Annotated in this window: 14 protein-coding genes; 4 read left to right on the top strand and 10 right to left on the bottom strand. The window is 45.5% G+C overall.

Annotated features, from left to right (window positions below):
- Window positions 1–138 precede the first annotated feature (138 nt).
- A complete protein-coding gene (locus tag AQULUS_RS08450) occupies window positions 139–1,818 on the top strand; it encodes a dual specificity protein phosphatase family protein (RefSeq protein ID WP_148339669.1) in 1,680 nt (559 codons plus the stop codon).
- Window positions 1,819–1,883: 65 nt separating this feature from the next.
- Here the strand turns inward: AQULUS_RS08450 and AQULUS_RS08445 are convergent, their stop codons facing one another.
- The 8 genes from AQULUS_RS08445 to AQULUS_RS08410 all read right to left on the bottom strand — a co-directional run bounded on the left by AQULUS_RS08445 (window position 1,884) and on the right by AQULUS_RS08410 (window position 13,715).
- Entirely contained in the window at window positions 1,884–3,773 is a 1,890-nt protein-coding gene (locus AQULUS_RS08445; protein ID WP_172622791.1) for a cyclic nucleotide-binding domain-containing protein, read from the bottom strand.
- A gap of 486 nt (window positions 3,774–4,259) precedes the next feature.
- On the bottom strand, window positions 4,260–6,164 hold the full coding sequence (gene asnB, locus AQULUS_RS08440; protein ID WP_172622790.1) for an asparagine synthase (glutamine-hydrolyzing): 1,905 nt from the start codon (window positions 6,162–6,164) through the stop codon (window positions 4,260–4,262).
- A 73-nt stretch (window positions 6,165–6,237) separates the two neighbouring features.
- Window positions 6,238–7,752 carry an MFS transporter gene (locus AQULUS_RS08435; RefSeq protein WP_148339662.1) on the bottom strand — a complete coding sequence of 505 codons (1,515 nt, stop codon included), beginning with the start codon at window positions 7,750–7,752 and terminating at the stop codon, window positions 6,238–6,240.
- Window positions 7,753–7,980: 228 nt separating this feature from the next.
- The gene (locus AQULUS_RS08430) at window positions 7,981–10,173 is read right to left on the bottom strand and encodes a hypothetical protein (protein ID WP_148339660.1); all 2,193 of its coding nucleotides are present in this window, start codon (window positions 10,171–10,173) and stop codon (window positions 7,981–7,983) included.
- 242 nt (window positions 10,174–10,415) lie between these two features.
- Entirely contained in the window at window positions 10,416–10,928 is a 513-nt protein-coding gene (locus AQULUS_RS08425) for a HEAT repeat domain-containing protein (protein WP_148339658.1), read from the bottom strand.
- A 9-nt stretch (window positions 10,929–10,937) separates the two neighbouring features.
- Entirely contained in the window at window positions 10,938–11,744 is an 807-nt protein-coding gene (locus tag AQULUS_RS08420; protein WP_148339656.1) for a hypothetical protein, read from the bottom strand.
- Window positions 11,671–13,068, bottom strand: coding sequence for a DUF1565 domain-containing protein (locus AQULUS_RS08415; RefSeq protein ID WP_148339654.1), 1,398 nt, complete (start codon window positions 13,066–13,068; stop codon window positions 11,671–11,673). Before AQULUS_RS08415 ends, AQULUS_RS08420 begins: the two co-directional genes overlap by 74 nt.
- 209 nt (window positions 13,069–13,277) lie before the next feature.
- Window positions 13,278–13,715 carry a hypothetical protein gene (locus AQULUS_RS08410; RefSeq protein WP_148339652.1) on the bottom strand — a complete coding sequence of 146 codons (438 nt, stop codon included), beginning with the start codon at window positions 13,713–13,715 and terminating at the stop codon, window positions 13,278–13,280.
- A 339-nt stretch (window positions 13,716–14,054) separates the two neighbouring features.
- Between AQULUS_RS08410 and AQULUS_RS08405 the strand changes: the two genes are divergently transcribed.
- A complete protein-coding gene (locus AQULUS_RS08405) occupies window positions 14,055–15,134 on the top strand; it encodes an FAD-dependent oxidoreductase (protein ID WP_148339650.1) in 1,080 nt (359 codons plus the stop codon).
- Window positions 15,135–15,146: 12 nt separating this feature from the next.
- Here the strand turns inward: AQULUS_RS08405 and AQULUS_RS08400 are convergent, their stop codons facing one another.
- Window positions 15,147–15,353 (bottom strand): PspC domain-containing protein, encoded by a 207-nt coding sequence (locus AQULUS_RS08400; protein WP_148339648.1) that lies wholly within the window; start codon window positions 15,351–15,353, stop codon window positions 15,147–15,149.
- Window positions 15,354–15,511: 158 nt separating this feature from the next.
- Between AQULUS_RS08400 and AQULUS_RS08395 the strand changes: the two genes are divergently transcribed.
- Entirely contained in the window at window positions 15,512–15,952 is a 441-nt protein-coding gene (locus tag AQULUS_RS08395; RefSeq protein WP_148339646.1) for an Hsp20/alpha crystallin family protein, read from the top strand.
- A gap of 382 nt (window positions 15,953–16,334) precedes the next feature.
- Here AQULUS_RS08395 and AQULUS_RS08390 read toward each other — a convergent pair whose 3' ends face one another.
- Window positions 16,335–17,207: an SDR family oxidoreductase gene (locus AQULUS_RS08390; protein WP_148339644.1), complete on the bottom strand. Its 873-nt coding sequence runs from the start codon at window positions 17,205–17,207 to the stop codon at window positions 16,335–16,337.
- A gap of 173 nt (window positions 17,208–17,380) precedes the next feature.
- On the opposite strand from AQULUS_RS08390, the gene AQULUS_RS08385 reads away from it, so the two are divergent.
- The gene (locus AQULUS_RS08385) at window positions 17,381–17,899 is read left to right on the top strand and encodes a hypothetical protein (RefSeq protein ID WP_172622789.1); all 519 of its coding nucleotides are present in this window, start codon (window positions 17,381–17,383) and stop codon (window positions 17,897–17,899) included.
- Window positions 17,900–17,901 lie beyond the last annotated feature (2 nt).

The raw sequence follows: 17,901 nt of genomic DNA, 5'->3' as shown, positions 1-17,901 counted from the left end.
TTACTGTGAAGAGATTTGTCCCTTTATTCAAAAAGTCCATAGTATATACCTATAATTATGTTTGTCTGCGCAGACAAACATAATCATGAACATGCATTATAATTAATACGATAAATACATATTAAGGAATGTATAGTAATGAAATCATCAACCGAAGTGTTATTAGATGAAGATTCATTAAAGCGACATTTCAATTTTGTGACTCCTGGATCACTCAAGGTATTAAAATTTAAAGTCAGTAATAGATATAACGAGGTGAAAAATAAGAAAAAAAAATCAAAAATTGAAAAAAGCGATGAAATTGAAACCGGGGAAATTCTGCAAGATATTAAAGACGAAAAAGTAAAATCCAGAAATCCGATGGATGTTGTTGCTAAAGGAATCATTCTAGGCGTTATACCTAAATCAACCCAGCTTGATGATATTGTTAAAGAAGCAAGAAAGAATCCTGAACAAGCCAAATCCATTCATATTTTTAGCATCACTGATGAATTTGAACAAGGCATGCCTGGCATGCTGCAGCCAAAAGAATTGGAACTAAGGGAAATTCAAGAAAAATATCCTGACATTCAATTCAAACATCATCAAGTTCCTATGACGGATTTTGGCGCAGAAATCAGTCCGCAAGCGATTCTTGCGGCAGTATATAAAATGAGAAAAATAATTGAAGAAGGCGGTACGGTCTATATTCACTGTAAGGCAGGCCGTGCGCGTAGCGCCATGATTGTTGCTGCCTATCTTGCCATTTTTGGCGATGAAAAAGAATTAACCGTTAAATCAGATGATCCTGCAAATCCTCCGCTGAGCCAAGCTGTAACCCATCTCAAACATAAACGATCGCAAGTTGCTTTACATGAAGATAAGGTAAGTGATTGGAAAAATCTCATGCAAATAAAAGGTGTGGCTAAATTGCAAAAGGCGCAAGAAGCTGTCAATCTGCATCATGCCATTAAAAATGAATTGATAATTGGAGGTGCTGTTAATCTAAAAACAGATGATTATATAAAGAAGTTTAATGAATGTGCCAAAAATAATTGGAAAGAAATGCATTGGGATAGGCCTTCTGTTAAAAAGGCATCGGGAATAAAGAAACTAATTGAAAAATTTAAAAATGAACCATCCTGGCATTATAGAAACGGCAGCACAACTTTATCAACCTTGGAATTTAAAAATGAATTAATCAATATGACTTCTTTTAAACAATTAAAAATTTATGCCACGCAATTTCAAAATGCGCTTAAACCAACAAGCAAACGCACAGCTTACATCAACAAATTTTTCAAACAAATTTATGAATCACAGAATGATGACTGGTACGATAAATTAAAAAAAGGGGAAGGCCCTCTTTGGAAATTATATCATAACAGTAAGGCAACCAATGAGATTAGGGCGGCAATAGATTTATTTATTGCTGAAATTGGTAAATATAGAGACGAGAAAGAGCAGGTTAAAACATCCGCGCATCAGGTTCAAACGCCTTTCGAAATAATTCCTATGCCTTCAATGGCAACAGATGCACTTAAAATTAGTGCCAATCCATCCGGTATGTTTTATCCGCAAATCTCAAAGGTGTCTGAATTACATAAACATATATTGCATCTGCTAAACGCAGTGGAAAAGAAACACTTCGTATTTGGTGATGACTATAAAGATTATGGAAAAGATAAAGCCAAGCTAGAGGGTATATTGGAAAAATTTAAAAAAGATAGCAAAACGCGTCTTACTCAGGGTGATTTATCTGCTATTAAATCTGATATTAAAGAGATTGAGCATAAAGTTAAAGCTGCTGGCTCGTCTATTAAGCATAGAAGTTTATAATCATTGTCTCGGTATATTCTCTGATATATTCGGAGCCCGTAAGTGGTTGCACGGTTCACTAATGCTCAATGCCTGATTTTCCTAGTTTCAGCTATCAGGCTTAAGCTTGAAAGTATCAATACGGTAATTAATAGAATGAAATTGATATAGGGATTGCTTATGCCAAATAGGCCGTAAAGTAAATATTTGGCCAGAAAATATGAAATTATCACTTCTATGATAAGGTAGGCAATGCAAGCCCACCAGTACATCGCTTCTATTTTTGATAGAAATAACCGGGGATTTTTTAGCAGATATACATAGTTGTCCGCTATGAATGTCACGGCGTCCAAACGCAAATTATCCCTGCCTGACCAATCCATCAGTGTATAGTAGCCGTCCAGTTCTATAATGGGGTTCAGGTTGCGCATAACGCTGATATAGTTAAACAAGGCAAACAGCCAGAGAAATATCTCTATATACGAATTTGTTGCTGCAAGCGCGCACAAGGAAGCTAATCCAGCAAGAATAATATCGCAGTACATGCCGGCAAGATCAACATGTATACGCTGATTTTTTGGATTCAACCACATATCTGAAGTATCACAAAATGCTACCGGGCCTAACCAAAACCATCCAATGCCAAAGTTTTTTATTTCACGTTTGTAGAATTTCGTAGTAAATGCATGTGCAAGCTCGTGCAGGATCGCTGCCGCCATGCTGATCGATATGGCGGCGAGAAAAATCCACCCGGAATGCGGGGTAGCTTGCATCAAAGCAAGATGATGATGAAATAAAACTAAAAAAACTATCAATCCACCCAAAGCCAGTCCGGCAAGCAATACCTGCGACAGGGGTTTGAAAAATAAATGTGCCCAGAGGTAATATTGCCTGGTTACCCAGGCATCTGTGTTATTAAAGGTGAAATTTGCTTCCATTATGCGGCGCAATACAATGAACGATAATATCCAGACTGGAAGATTTTTATTTTCCCGGATTATGGCAGGCGCAGGTTCAATGAATTTGGCTTCATCTAAGTCCATGATAAAGCCTGATATCATTGCGGGATCAAACACACCGTATTCATTATAATACTCGATAGCCAGATCACGTATCGTGCGCGTTCCATCCAGTCGTGCCCATAGAAACAGACCTTCTGCTGACAACCTGAAATAAGTGTGATTAACGGTGTTCTTCAGTGTGGCAGAAGACTGGTCATCTGCTGACTCATAAGGGAAAACTTCTATATTAGCATAACGCAGCGGACGGCAGCGCGCTTTCGTCATCGCCATCAACGCTGCAGCAACCGGAGTTGCTCTTTGTGTTGCCTGTATTAGCGTATCCCGGCTTATCGCCAATAACTTGCAATCGCTCAAGGCGCGCGCGGATGCGTTGCGGCGTGTATTTAGTAGCAGTGACATTTCGCCAAAAATCATGTTTGGTTTAAGAATGGCTAATCTAACTTCTTCACCGTCAGGATTTGGGATAAAAATTTCAATTTTACCAGATTGAATTAAATAGCAATAATTTCCTGGGTCATCTTTTTGAAAAATTTTATAACCCGCCATGACTGAAATTTCCACAGTCTGTTCCGCTATCCAATTTAAATTTTCTATACTGAATTTAGCGAATGGTGCCGCGTGTTTAATCAGATTCATGCGTTGCAACGTGCCAAGCTGTTCATGCATAAGTGAGTCGAGGTGTGTATTTTTACCGGTTAGTTGATGGAAAGCATGAATATCTAGTCGAAGCGCAATAATGTTGGTAACCGCCACAACTGTCGCGGTGCGCTTGCCTGTTGCTGAATAAAAGCCCGTTTCGCTTAATCCTATGGTTTCTCCCTTGTGTAGCGTGGCGATGGGTATGCTTTGGTGCCTGACTTCGGCTTCGCCGTCCGCAATAAAGTAAATACTATCAACCAGATCATCTTCGGCAACGATGCAGCTGCCGGCAAAATATGATTTTTCACTTAACATGGACACTATCTTCTCTAGTTCGTCTTGTTCAAGCCGTGAGAAGCAAGGATGTCCTTTCACTAATAATAAACGCTCTTGTGTGGACAGGTGAGAACCGTATTTTTTAAGAGTGTGTGCGGGCATTTATATATTATACCAAGATGACAAATTTCCCTGAACAATCATCTTAAAATAAGATATTGATTATAAAGTGTAATAATATTATCAGGCTGCGTTGCTTGATTTCAGCATAATGCATGGAATTCGCCTATAATGTATTAGTAGCAGCAATGAAAATTGTTAAGGAGGGGCAGAGTTATGAGAGCGCAAAAGAAAATGCTTAAAAAAACTCAATCTGGCCGTGCCGGATCAAAACAGAAAAAAATAGGTAAAAAATTGGAGTTGAGGCGAAATAAAGCTTGGGGCTAAAAAGCAAGGAGGTATATTCAGTTTAATCCTGGTATAACTGCGTCACAGAGTGCCAAGAAGGGATGTGTGCTTATTAATTTACTTGATATTAAATCGATCCGCTAAAAAGCAAGAGCTCAGTATCAGATGTAAATAAGGCTCAAGTCGTTGAATTTCATTTTTTGAAAGCCGGGGCAAGCGGTCAATCAATTGGGCGATCGCCGTCGAATCGAGAAACGGTATCTGCTGCGGCAAATCTGAATGAAATACTTGCTGCATTAAATGATAAAGGGATGACATTTTTCCCTTGGTAAAAAAGAATGTGGGTGAAAGAAAAGGATGTTTTTCTTTCTTATAAACGGTGCGTGGTAATTTGGTTTTCATCGCGTGGCGAAGAATATATTTTTCTACTAGTCCCCTCGCTTTATAATGAATAGGTAATCGTGCAAAAAAATCCACTATTTCTGTATCAAGAAAAGGCTGCCGGCCTTCAATGGAATGCGCCATTTCTGTCCGATCGCCAACAATATTTAGTGTCGAGACGGGAAATCTCGTTTTACACTGCAAGTATATTGACATATTGCCGGGGTGAATTTTTCTGGTCAGAGATAAAGACTGGAGTAATTTCAGGCAAGCATTACGCTTGCTATATTTGTTAAGAAAATCCTTGTTTAATAGCGTTTCAATTTCGCGATTAATCGGTTGAAATAGGTCCGGATAATAGCCCAGTTTTTTTTTGATTATCTGACGGTCAGGTTTAAAATTCTTTCCGGGACGATAATCAACATTTTGTAATTCTTTGATATAATTCGCCAGGGACCGATTATCCGTGTGGTCAGAATATTTGACACAATCCAGCCAAAGCGAGGGATACCCTGCTAACAATTCATCCGGGCCTTCGCCGGTCAATACGACCTTGAATCCATGGTCATGCACAAATTGGCTGAGGAGATATTTGGCAACCGGACTGCCATTCGTTATATAGATTTCAGTATGCCAGATTGTATCAGCGTAGTGATGGGCGATATCTTCCATTGTTACTGCAAGTGAATGAAATTGTGCGCCTGCACGATTGGCTGCCGCCAGGGCTGTTTTATGCTCATTGAGCTCATTTGCTTCCTCAAAGGCCACATTAAAGGCATGGACAGGGGCAGTGGCTAATTCAGTCATTGTGACCAGGACAGATGAGGAGTCAATGCCGCCGCTAAGGTAACAAGCTATTGGCACATCCGCTCGCAAGCGGCGTTTGACCGCACGTTGCAGGTGAGCTTGTAATTGTTCACAATATTCGGATTCTGCTAGCTCGGCGGGCTGTCGGTTAACGGGTGGAAAGACCAGATTCCAGTAAGGTTTTTCTTCAAGATGTTGTTGATTAATGTCCGCCAATAAGTAATGCCCGGGTTTAATTTGGTAGATGTTCTTGAAGCACGATTGATCTGCAAAAGGCACATTATAAAATTCTTGCCAGAAAATATCTTCGTTCCATAGCGCAGGCACGCCTAGCGCGAGCAGTGCTTTAATTTCAGAGGCAAGATAAAGACTACCGTGATATTGAGCGTAATAAAGCGGCTTGATGCCAAAACGATCGCGTGCCGCAAATAATTTCTGCTTTTTTTCATCCCATAACACAAAGGCGAATTCACCGTTTAAGTGGGAGAAGCATTCCAGGCCGTACTCCTGGTAAAGCGGTAAAAGAATTTCACTATCGGTATGCGTTTTGAAAATATGGCCTTTTCCCAGCATCGACTGGCGTATCGCAACATCATCATAAAATTCACCGCCTACCACGGCGTGCAATGCGCCGTCGGCGCTATGTAAAGGTTGTGAGCCGGTAGCGAGGTCGACAATGCTAAGACGTGTATGACCCAGGCCGACATGCTGGTTTGAAGCTATCCAGACATGTTGTTCATCTGGACCGCGATGGCGCAAAGTTAAGGCAGCTGTTCTCAACCTGTTTTGGTCAACAGACGCATCTTTTTTCCATACAGCAATAATCCCGCACATATATCTTGCTCCGGTTTTAAGGGTACTGCCAAGAATCATCCGGAAATGTCATGCAAGCCTTGTTTGCCCATTTTTATCTGCGCGACAATATCCATCCCGCCAAAAAAACCGCCAGCATCAGGATGGCGCCAAACCAGGCGGCCCAATGAAACCCGCTCATGAAGCTGTCTTGAAAGATGTCAAAAATGACGGATGCTTGTTTGCCAAATGATGCGGCCAGCAGCTGTTTTGCTTCCTCTGGTTCCGAAAGCAGCAGATGAATTTGCTGGTGTTGGTCTGGTGAGAGGACAATCTCTCTTTCCATCAGGACGGAGTGCATGATTGTCGATTCACGCCAGTGGAAGAGCACGCTTGCCAGTGCCAGAAAGATAGAGCCGCTCAGATTCCAGAACGTGAAAACAGTGCCGATGGCATTTCCTATTTTTTCAGGTTTGACACTTTGCATGATGGCTGTGATCGAACCCACATTGGCCACGCCCCAGGTATACCCCATAATAATGAAGGCGAATAAGACAAATATGATTGTACCTGAAATGGTGAACAAGGCGTGGCAGACCGATGTGATAATGGCAGCGGCCAAGGCGATCAAAATCAAGTGAAAAACGCCAAAGTGTTTTACCAGTCTTTCAAAAAAGAGTGAGATGACCACTTGGGTCAGCGGAATGGCCAGCAAGGTAATGCCGACAATTAATGCGTCAAATTTGCGAATTAATTTAAGATATAACGGATCGAAAAACATGAATACAGAAGTGATGAAGCCGGCTGCAATGCAAACCAGCATGGCCAGCATTGCGTGAGAATTTCTGATGAGCGAGAAATCCAGCAACGGGTGAGTCACTTTCTGTTCGATGAAATAAAGCAGCAGGAGCGCGGCGCCGCCAGTTGAAATGGTGATCCAGGTGGCTGGCGCATCCCAGCCCGCCTGTTCGCCGTGGATAATGCCGTAGACCAGCGCGCCCAGACCAATCATGAGCAAAAACAGTCCCATCCAGTCGATTTTAATTTTTTCGGTGGAGGGAGGCGCAGGCTTTAGAGCAAAGATGCAGCTCAAGAGGCCGGCAATGATGATGGGGATGTTTACCCAGAATATCCAGCGCCAATTAAATAATGTTATTAATATGCCGCCCAGAAATGGCCCAATGGCAAGTCCGGCGCCGTTGAACGCGCTGAAGATGCCAATGGCACGAGTTTGTTCGTTTGCAGGAAAAGCCTGTGGGAGCAGGGATACGCCTATGGTAAAAATGATCGCGCCCGCGAATCCCTGTATGGCCCTGAAAAATATGAGCCATTCAATTGAACCGGCCAGCGCTGAACCCATGGCGGCAATGCCAAACAGGATAAACCCGAAAATAAATATGCGCTCGCGCCCGAACAAGTCGCCTGCCTGCCCGGCGACGATCATGAACATGCATAACACCATGCCAAAGATATTCATGACCCACTGCAGCTGCAAGACTGTCGCATTCAGTTCCTTCTGTATGAATGGGAGGGCGGTGCTGACAATGGTGTAGTCCAGAAAGGCGGTGAATGAAAGCAGGCTCAATCCGATCAAGGCCCACCACTTATTGGGGAAATCATGGGTTTGCATGGCCGCATCCTTGTAAGACAGGCAAACAGTGAATCAAACTTTTATTTGATCACCATGTCAGGATAAATACAATCATTAGTGAAAATGCCGCTCGGGTTGTTTCTGCTGGATTTTATCGTATGTGGTTTCATTCGGTGCCGTATGATGCGGGCAGACCGCAATGGTGTGAGGCTAAAAGCCCTGCCCATGACGGCAGGGTCCGGTTTCAAAAATAGTGATGACGTGATATTAAATCGCGTCAGGCGGCGGCAAGTTGACATTATTCGAATCTGCCATTATGCCTATACAGGCGCGCTGTTTGTCTGTTCTCGTGCATTTCAGCGAGGCAGGAATAATTTCTCCATCCGGATTAAACGCCGCATCCAGTAATGCGTGTGCCGCTGATGCCGACAAGCTGACTGTGCATGCAGTCGCGGTTCCCGGCGCGAATGGGAAGGATGAGCCGTTTTTGGGGTCGATGTTGCCGGCTTCCGCTGGCAGGCCGCAGCCAGTGGCAGACAGCCAGCCTGGAGCCAGGTTCAAGCGTCCGCCTGTCACCAGGGCGGGGACATTCAATGTGGTTTTTGGCTTGTCTTCATCCTTAAGACTGACATAGGCGATATCACCCTTGAAAACAGGCGAGAGATTGGCCTGGCTGCAATAAGGGGCCAGCACCGCACTGGAGTGGTCCTTGCAATACTGGGTATCCATTTGCAAACCCTGTACTGCATGCTGCTTTCCGGTATAGGAATCCGTCACTATCCGTTCCGGTTCTTCAAAAAGCCTGAAATCCAGATGAGGCTCGGATTGGGCGGTTCGATAAAGTGTTACATCGCAATAATCCGCTTTTTTGCCGCTCTGCCACATGGAAACACGTGAATTACCTTGGCGTTTATTGATCTCGATAGTCCTGCCGCAGATGACTGCGTGATCCCAGTTATTGGCAGCCCAGGTGACGAAATATTGCTGGTAAGGGTCGTAAGGAGTTTTATTGGGCAAATAGCTGTCGCCGCCGATATTGATGATCAAGCCGGTGCCTTCATCTCTGAAATTTCCATATTTGTCATCAATTGAAAATGAGTAGGCGATTGCATTGATGCCGTCTTTGGTATCATGAATCAGGCGTGTAAACGGGTTGAGATTGTATGCGCTGTCGTAAGCGGCCCAAAACAATAACCACTTGTTATATTGATAAAGCGGTTTGCCGCTGGTTTCGTCATTCCACGGCACTCCTCTCAATAATGCCTGCACGCTTTCGGGCAGGCGGCCGCCATCCGGGCCTTGTGTATAGCCAATAATATGTTCCATCAGGCACACGGTTTCATCAATTTCATAGGGCTTCGCGTCGCCGCCAATAAATTTGCAATAATTGGGATCACGGGATTTGAATTCTTGATAAGTGTCCCAGACCCATTTCACGGTAGCCCGAAAATCCTCGCAAAAAGCTTTCTGGTCAAGCGCGGGACTGGCGGGAACCACGGCGGAAGCACAGGGATTATTGGGCGGCAGCCATAGTTTCCAGCGCGCAGCCAGAGCTGCCATGGAAGGATTGGATGGTTGATATTTTTCATTCACATTCAGTTTTTCAATCAGGTAGGCTTCACCAGAGGCGGGTTTGTATAAACTGGAGGTGGCTTTGGTGTTGACGCTGTTAAGCAGGTTATAACCGCCCATGGTGTGATAGGAAAAAGGGATGAGATCGTGGAAAGCGTTATTTTGCCAATTGTTTTGCGTATAAGCAGCAAAGGAAGACCAGCCTGTGCGCTGAAGAAAATTCATAATACGCTGGTCAAATATGTCATAAGAGAGCGCTGTTCCCATGTATCCCGCCAGCCCTCCCGTATCAATAGCCATGGCGACAGGCAAAAAAGTTTCATCAACATAGGAAATATCAATGTCCGTCATCAAGCGTCCTTTATCAGGGTCGGGTGATTTTTTGCCGGTGACCGGATCATCAGCGTCAAAGGTATATTCTGTTAACTGGGCGGGGCTGTCCAGCGGATAACTGGCCTTGGCTTTTCCGGTATAACAGACGGCCGGTTTTTCATCGTTCTGTCCCTGGCTGATATCATAACAGGCGGCAGCAAGTCCTTTCTGGGTGCGCTGATCGGCGCCAATGCGGCTTTCAAATGGCTCTATCTCCGGTGTGAAGATCAGGACGCGCCCGGCGTTATACCAGCATTTATCGGGCATATAGATTTTGATTGTCTGGCCGTTGCGTACACCTGATGGAACAATGATTCGATTGACCGAGGTGGATCCGGGACTGCAGTTGCCGTTTTCAGGCGATTCGATCACTGGATAAACAGTCATAGGCATGTCATTGTGCACGATAATGTAGCGTTTGTGCGCGTCGGATCCAGTATATTGAGCGGGTGCGGCGATAAGAGAGGATGTCAAGAGTAAGCTGCATAGTAATACGGTCGTGGCTGGCATGTTCATGTGTCTGTCGCTCGGTTATTGTTATATTTAGTATTTAGTCAAATAGTATATACCCGAAAAAGCGGGAATTTGATACACCTGATGAGAGAAAGAAGAAAGCGGGTCCCGGACAGACAGGATTATTTAATCAGGATAACAAATCGCATGTCTTGAGAATATAAACCCTGTTGTGGTGCAGTCTGTGCCTGGAGGTTGTAGGTATGGGTTGGGGCGCATAAGCAAGATAATGAAACTTCCGGATGTTAGCCGCGAATGCGCTGCCGTATCGATATCATGGCTGATTCGATGCTGCAGCGGATGAGAGGGTCAATATGACCGGTGTGATAGTTTTCCAACAGTTTTAACTCTTCGGCGCCGCCTATGTCGCCCAGCGTCGCGATGGCGGATTGCACTTGCGGCAACGTTGACTTGCCGCTTTTTATGAGGTGGGCGAGTGCTTGCGCGGCATTGCGGGTGGCGGTTTTACCGAGGGCGCGTATGGCAAGTATTTTCAGGCGATCTTCTTCGGATTTGGTCAGCACACTCAGCAGGCAATGTTCGTGTCTATCGTTTTTGAGCAGGCCAAGAAGGTAGACGGCGTTGCCGCGTTGATAACGGCTGGTTTGCAGTGTGCCGTTTGCGATTTCCATTAGTATGCGGCCGCCTTCTTCACCCAGCAGAGACATATCGGCGGCGTCTGTGGCGCTGATTTCTGTATGATCCAGAATTTCAAGCACTTTGTGTCTTAACGCTTGTTGAGGTGCGTTTTCTTTCATGAGAATATCCTAAAATTCAGGAATGCGTTCACCCAAATAATGTCTTGCATAGGGAATTTCGGCGACCCTAAAATTGTCTTCGTCCACAATGTGGCGGAACCAGGGCGCGGCATAGCGCTTCCCGTGCTGTTTTGCAATCAATGCCTGGACGGGCGTCAATTCAACGGCATCAAATGTCGAACCGTTTCCATACATGAGATTTTTTGCTTGCGGCATATGAGGAAGAGTCAATGCGTGTCCTAGTTCATGCGCGATGATGATCATGTCGCTTATCCAGGATTCTTCCCTGGTAAACCTTTCTTCATCCAGATGCCAGCCGTCTGAAACAATGGCCAACCCTTTTTGCGCGGGCCTGTCGGGATGGACATCATATCGGGTCCTTCCTCTGGCGCCTTCCAGATCCCTGCAAAAATAAATATTGATCGCATTGGGATAATTCATTCGCTGCAACTGAGGCGTGCCGCGCTGTTCTGCTGGAATCAGATCGGCTGACAGGCTGTCTATCATTTCATCCACGATGCCGGTTAATAAAAAACGAATACCGCTGTTGCGCCATATTTGGTTTACGTTTGAACGAGAAGTGTAAGCCAGTCTTGATTCGGGATGGAACATGTCCATGATTTCTTCCACTGGTCTGCGGGTACCGTGCTCGTGGTCTATCGTCGGGAGCATGTATTTTTTTGACGTGGGAGAACGAATGGCGGCAGACAGGATAGGCATCGCGCCGTGGAGATTATTTTCCTCAGCCGGAAACGTCGAATACCGTGTTCCGAACAATCGATGCGCGACTACAGGTACCACTATAGGTATGCTCATTTATATATATATGCTCAGCTCCTTCAGTATGAACCCGCACTGCCGCGTCGTCCGGATTAATGAAATAATCACCGGGTGTATACACGTCGGGGCCATGACGGGGCGGCACGTAGCGCCAAAAGTTATTTTGCGCATAAATATCACGTGGAATGGAATCAGCGTCATTCTGTACTTCTATCCATCCGCTCAGAAAATGATTTTGTCCCAGGCTGCCCCATGCGCCGCCGCCCAGATCAGGATTTGCATCGTGATTGATGCTGAGCAGAGTAGTCTGATAGGCGCCGTCTACAGTAAATTCATTTTGTTCAAATAAGGGATTGCAGGCTTCATAAATAGCGACAAGAGGATGAAATACACGCCATGGCGGCGAGGTTGTTCGCATGAATACATTATTTCTGATTTCAGGGTGTGCCGTGTTCACACGGGTATGCCGCTCGACTTTGCCCATGATGATCGCGCTGCCGGCGGGCGACGATACTGAGAACTGATTGTTTTCTATCACGGCTTCCGAGCCGCAAATGATTCCGTAGTAGGTAGGAACGTCAAACCGATTCTGACTGATCAATGGTTTATCAGCGGGAGGGGAGTCAGACAAGTCATCGTATCCAACCCCGATACCCGTTGACTGACAACCGTTGAACCGTGAGTTTAATACCTTGCTCAATGAAGGGCAGGATACACCCACGCCGCAGATGTTACCCGACTCAAAATCACAGTCTGATACGACACAGCCGCCAAAACTCATGGATATGGCAGTGACATTATCATTAAAGGTGCAATGACTGATGGCTGCCTCGCCACTGCAATAGATGCCGATGCCGCATCCGCTGATAGCGGTGTTTTCTATTCGTGTGTTGAGATCATTGGTGTAAATCGCATAATCAAACACTTTTTCATCCGGTGATACCGATGGATGCGGCTGTATTATGAGATTATGCAAATAAGCATTATCACCTGTCACGCTGATGGCTATGCTGGTCGCACATGCTCCGGAAGCTCTGGGGTAGCCTTGAATCGTCAGGTTGGAAAGTTCTCTTCCGCCGCGCAAACAGATATCAAACCTGTCAGTCAGGTCGCGCTCATAATCAATGACGCTGCGACCGGCGCCGGAAAGTGAAATATTTTGCGGAATGAGTATGGGAAATTCTTCGCCCAAAGCCCGATTATACAGGCCATCCGCTAGAAAGAGTGTGCAAAAGCCGGAACCAAACCTTCGGACTGCTTCAGCGATGGAAAAAGTAATAGTGCGCAAGGGATCGTCTGAGGAATTACCACGTCCTGGTTCGTTATTGCCTGTCACGGGATTGACATATAGATCAGGCATGCGGCACCCCGATGAATGCTGTGTCTTTCAATAATATCCTAGGCTCTTTCCATGAAACGTGTCAATTCCGTGAGACAGGCTTGGCAAATGATGAATTTAAATACACTATTGAGACACCGTAATCATATTCATTTGACAGCAGTTTTAGAAGACGTTCATTTTTATTACTAGCGGACATGGCTGGATTGATAATCTGTGCTTTTCTTGATTCAAGCGGCGGACAGATAATTGTCGGCGATTTTTTTACGGATCTGCTGATAGATATCCCGCCTCACCGACTGATGCAATTCTATGGTTCGCCTTAAAAATGCAGCCGATGGGCAATTGTTTCGTCCGATCAGTACTTCATGCACAATATCTTCGTGTATATTTGTATAATGTGCGATTCCTGCAACGGTATATTCTCCTGAAATCAGGATGTCTTTAATTAACAGCTGTAAGAAATTTTCCTCTAGCATGGCATTCTCCATTTCAACACTGAAATTCATTAAAATGAAATAATTCTGAAAATACTGTCTGAAGATTTCAATCAACTCCCGGCAGACTTGCACGAACAAGTCTGCTTCCAATATTAATTTTTCCTTTCGGGATAAACCCTGACTGTCCAGACAAAAAATATCACAAAATTCTTGTATCGCCGGCATCATTCCCTCGCATCAATTTCTGACTGCATAACATGAAATCCTGGACAAATCAGGAATACATCAGGATTGATTCATGTATGTCGTCATACCTAAAATTCATTTCTTGGTAAGCTGTATCACAACACTGAGGACGGGTAATTGATAGCGGATAATTTTCATATATTTTTTTACTGAAATTCCGGGGATGGAAATTGCCATGGAAATTCTGAGGTACAATATTTGCCCATCCTGGGCGGATGTTTATTTGACAGGCACGGTTCGGTAAATAGCCTCGATTTGTCAGGCATAATCACGCAGAATAGAGCAGAATATAACAGACGAAAAATCAGGAGCAGACAAAATATGCAATCACCAGTCAACGAACCGGTTGAAGATGTGTTTTTAGTTGCGCCGGATTTTTCCTCTGCCCAAATCATGGGTTTGAATGTGGGTATACGGCCGTTCCGCACATCAGGCGTGCGTTTGCAAGCGGAATATCTGAGTGACAAGCTCATCATACATAATTATGGTTATGGCGGTTCGGGTTTGTCATTATGCTGGGGCGGTTCGCAGGAAGCGATGGGCATTCTCCGTCAGGAACAAAACAACCACCCAGAGTTATCCCGGCCTGACGCCATCGCTGTGCTGGGGGCGGGAATCATTGGCATCACGACTGCGTATGACCTTTTAGCTCAAGGCTGTCGTGTCAACATTTATGCAGACGCATTTTCTCCGCATTTGACTTCCAACGTCGCAGCCGGGATTTTTAGCGCGCCAACAGTGCGCGCAGACATGTCTGCTGTCCAGTCAGAGTTGTTAAATCATTTATTCGCGATTTCCAGTCAGCGTTTCCTGGCAATGGCGCAATCAGAGCGTCCGGAATTATCGGGTGTGAAATTTATCACGGATTATCATTTTGAAGCCGAGAGTGCAAGCGAACTGAAATCCGAGAAATTTAAAAAGACGCAAATGAGAAAGAAAAGAGTGAGAGTGCATTTTAATAACGGTTTAATTAAAGCCGGCATACAAACGCGAGAGCTGGGGATAGATGGAAAAATATTTATAGAAGATCTCTATGCCAGACTGCTATCAAGAGGCGTCTTGTTTCATCAGCGAAAATTTGAAAGTGTGCGTGACATAAGCGGGTTGAATGAAAAAATTATCTTTAATTGCACCAGCATGGGGTCAAAAATACTCTTTAACGATACTAGCTTTCGCCCCGTGCGCGGACACTTGATATATTTCAAGCCGCAGCCTGGCATAGATTACTCTCTTTACCATTCGCTGCCGGGAGAAACAGATTACTGGGTCAAATTATATCCCTGGCGTGACAGGCTGATCCTGGGGGGTGTCTTTGAGCATGGTAAAGACGAGGCAGTGATTGATCCGCTGGTTATCGAAAGATTGCTGGAAAATGCGCGCGTTTGTTTTAACCGGATATGATCGGGAGAAGTTTCACGCGGGCCTGAGTGGTACCAGCACCCACAGGATTACATAAGCAAGCAGGGCGCAGCCGCCGGCAAAAAAGAACAGAACAAACAGGATTCTCACCCAGGTTGGATCAATGTTAAAGTATTCCGCGATCCCGCCGCATACACCGGCAATCATGGATTCCCTGCGCGAACGGTAGAGTTTTTTGTAAGACGGTGTCGGTTCGTTCATGGATTTCTTGAAATGTCGTGTCAGTCTGTCAGTTAATACATAAACTAACACAGAATCAGGCGGAATTGTAATGCCTTTATACTTGAAAACATCATAACAGCCCATATGAATAGCAATGAAGGTTGTTAATTTCCCATGACCAAGAGGAGATCACCATCATGAGTATTCGTTATGAACCCTGGAATTTAATCAATGAGTTAAATCAAGCTCTGGCGGCTGGCGGTTTGCAGCGCATTCTGCCGCGCGATGATTCAAAAGTAGAAAGCGCGCGCTGGATACCGGCGGTGGATATCAGGGAAGAACCCGGTGAATTTGTCTTGTTGATTGATGTGCCGGGCGTTGAACCGGAAGACATTGAAGTGTTTATGGAAAATAACGTTCTGACGATCAAGGGAACGCGTCACGACATTTCAAAAGAAGAAAAAAGGAATTATTTCCGTATGGAACGAGTCAAGGGAGAATTTTACCGCCGCTTCACACTGCCTGATACGGCTGATGCTGAACAAGTCAGTGCGAAAACCAGGCAAGGCGTGTTAATTGTAAGCATAGGGAAAAAGAAAATAAGCCAGGCGCGAAAAATCGAAATCAATACAGACTAGGGATGATTACTGGTTTCAGGTATGGTTGAAGAAAAAATCGGTGTTGTCCCCGCGTTCGCTGCGGGGATGACAGTGCGGTGAGCGCGCAAAAGTGTCCGGTAAAGCGGTAATGACGAGGAAGCGCGGAAATGAAGGGGGATGAACAGCCGCCCTTCGACAAGCTCAGGACAGGCCCTTCGAGACAGACACTGACGTGTCCTCCCCAGGCCTGTCCTGAGCTTGTCGAAGGAGCGAACGGATTGAGTGTTTTCCGTTCGTGGTGAGGAGCCGCGCTTGCGCGGCGTCTCGAACCATGAACTCTGATTCTGGGTTCCCGCTTTACCGGACACTTCTGGGTGAGCGCGGGGATGGTGATGACAAAGCATGTCTTTTCAACCTGACGTTAGCCGCGTTTGGTGTTGTCGGGGAGCAAGCCGAGTTTTTTCGCGATAAGCCAGTCAACCCAGCGCCTGGGGAGCAGATTCGGAAGAGTCCAGTTGAAAAATTTTTGCGGTACCGGCGCATATCGTGTTTTGGGGCGGCGGCTTTGCAGGATATGCAGCAGCAGGTTCGCGACTGTTTCGGCTGGTAATCCGCTTTTTTCGGCGGATTGCAGGATGTATTCCTTGAAGACCCGGGCTGGCCGGGCATAGTCAGAGCGGGACAGTTCTTCGGGTATGGTTTGCTGGCGCGCCTTGTCCCAGATTGCTGTTTTGATGGCGCCTGGCGCGACTATCACGACATCAATGCCATAAAGCATCAATTCTCTGCGCAGGCTTTCGGACAATGCCTCCAGCCCATGTTTGGAAGCCGCATATGCGCCCAGAAATGGATAAGCGTTTTTCCCTGAAACTGAACTGATATTGATGATTTTTCCCGGCTGGCCCGCCAGCGATTTGTCAACTCCAAGCAACGGAGCAAACGCCTGGATCACGATGAGCTGGCCGGTCAGATTGACATCCAGCTGTTTTTGAAATTCTTTCACAGGCATGGTTGTCAAGGCGCCGGTCACCGCCATGCCGGCGTTGTTAATGAGGCCCCATAGTTTTTTCCCCTGCAGATAGGCGGCGGTTTGCCGCGCGGCGGAATGCACGCTGGATTCATCTGTCACATCGAATATCAAAGGCGTGAAATGGCTGCCGAATTCATGCTGCAGACGTCTGGCGTCGCTTTCATTGCGGAGACTTCCAAATACATGAATGCCCCGGTTTGCGAACAGTTTGGCCGAGGCATGGCCGATTCCGGTTGAGACGCCTGTTATAACGACTGAGAACATGGCTGGTCAGTTTTGTTTCCATGACGTGAAGGTCTGGAAAGAATATCAGTGAACTCGGGTCTGGCGCAACCAGGTGCCTGTTGCGCTGATAAAGAAGTACATGTTGTCATCATTCTGACATATTTGATGTTTAAAGTATGTCTGTTTCAGACTGATTGGAAAATGAGGCGAGTATGTCGGCCATGTCACCTGATAATTTGAAAATGAAAATACTAATGATTCTGGATTTATATCGTCGTGATTATGTTTTGTTCAAGCCCAGATTCTACTCGCTGGCTGACAAGTACATCAGGCAATTGACGACGGCGCAGGAGGTGAATGAATCAAGTGGTATCATGTTATTAAACACGCTGATGGGGTTATATAAGAAACTGATTATCAGAAAGAGTGAACGTCTGGCGACACAGATTGGCTGCGAGCTAGCTGATTATTTTCAGATTGCCAGGCCGTTTTATCTTGAATATAGGGAATCCAAGATCTGGACGCAGCGATATATCGCAGGCATGGGCCCTTTCGAATGCCGCGTCTATCCGCATGACAGTCCATCAGCCGGTTATAGAATTGATCGGGATCCGGTGTATTCAGCCTACGTCAGATTGAAGAATCAGGCGGAATTAAGTAAAGTACACCCTGGCGCGACTCAACAGGACGCGCCTGTGAGCCTGTCAGCGCAAGATTTTAAAATATCCTGAAG

Origin of the sequence: Aquicella siphonis (genome assembly GCF_902459485.1) — a bacterium.
Lineage (GTDB): Bacteria > Pseudomonadota > Gammaproteobacteria > DSM-16500 > DSM-16500 > Aquicella > Aquicella siphonis.
Note: the sequence above shows the minus strand (reverse complement) of the source record. Positions and strands in the feature narration are given on the sequence as shown.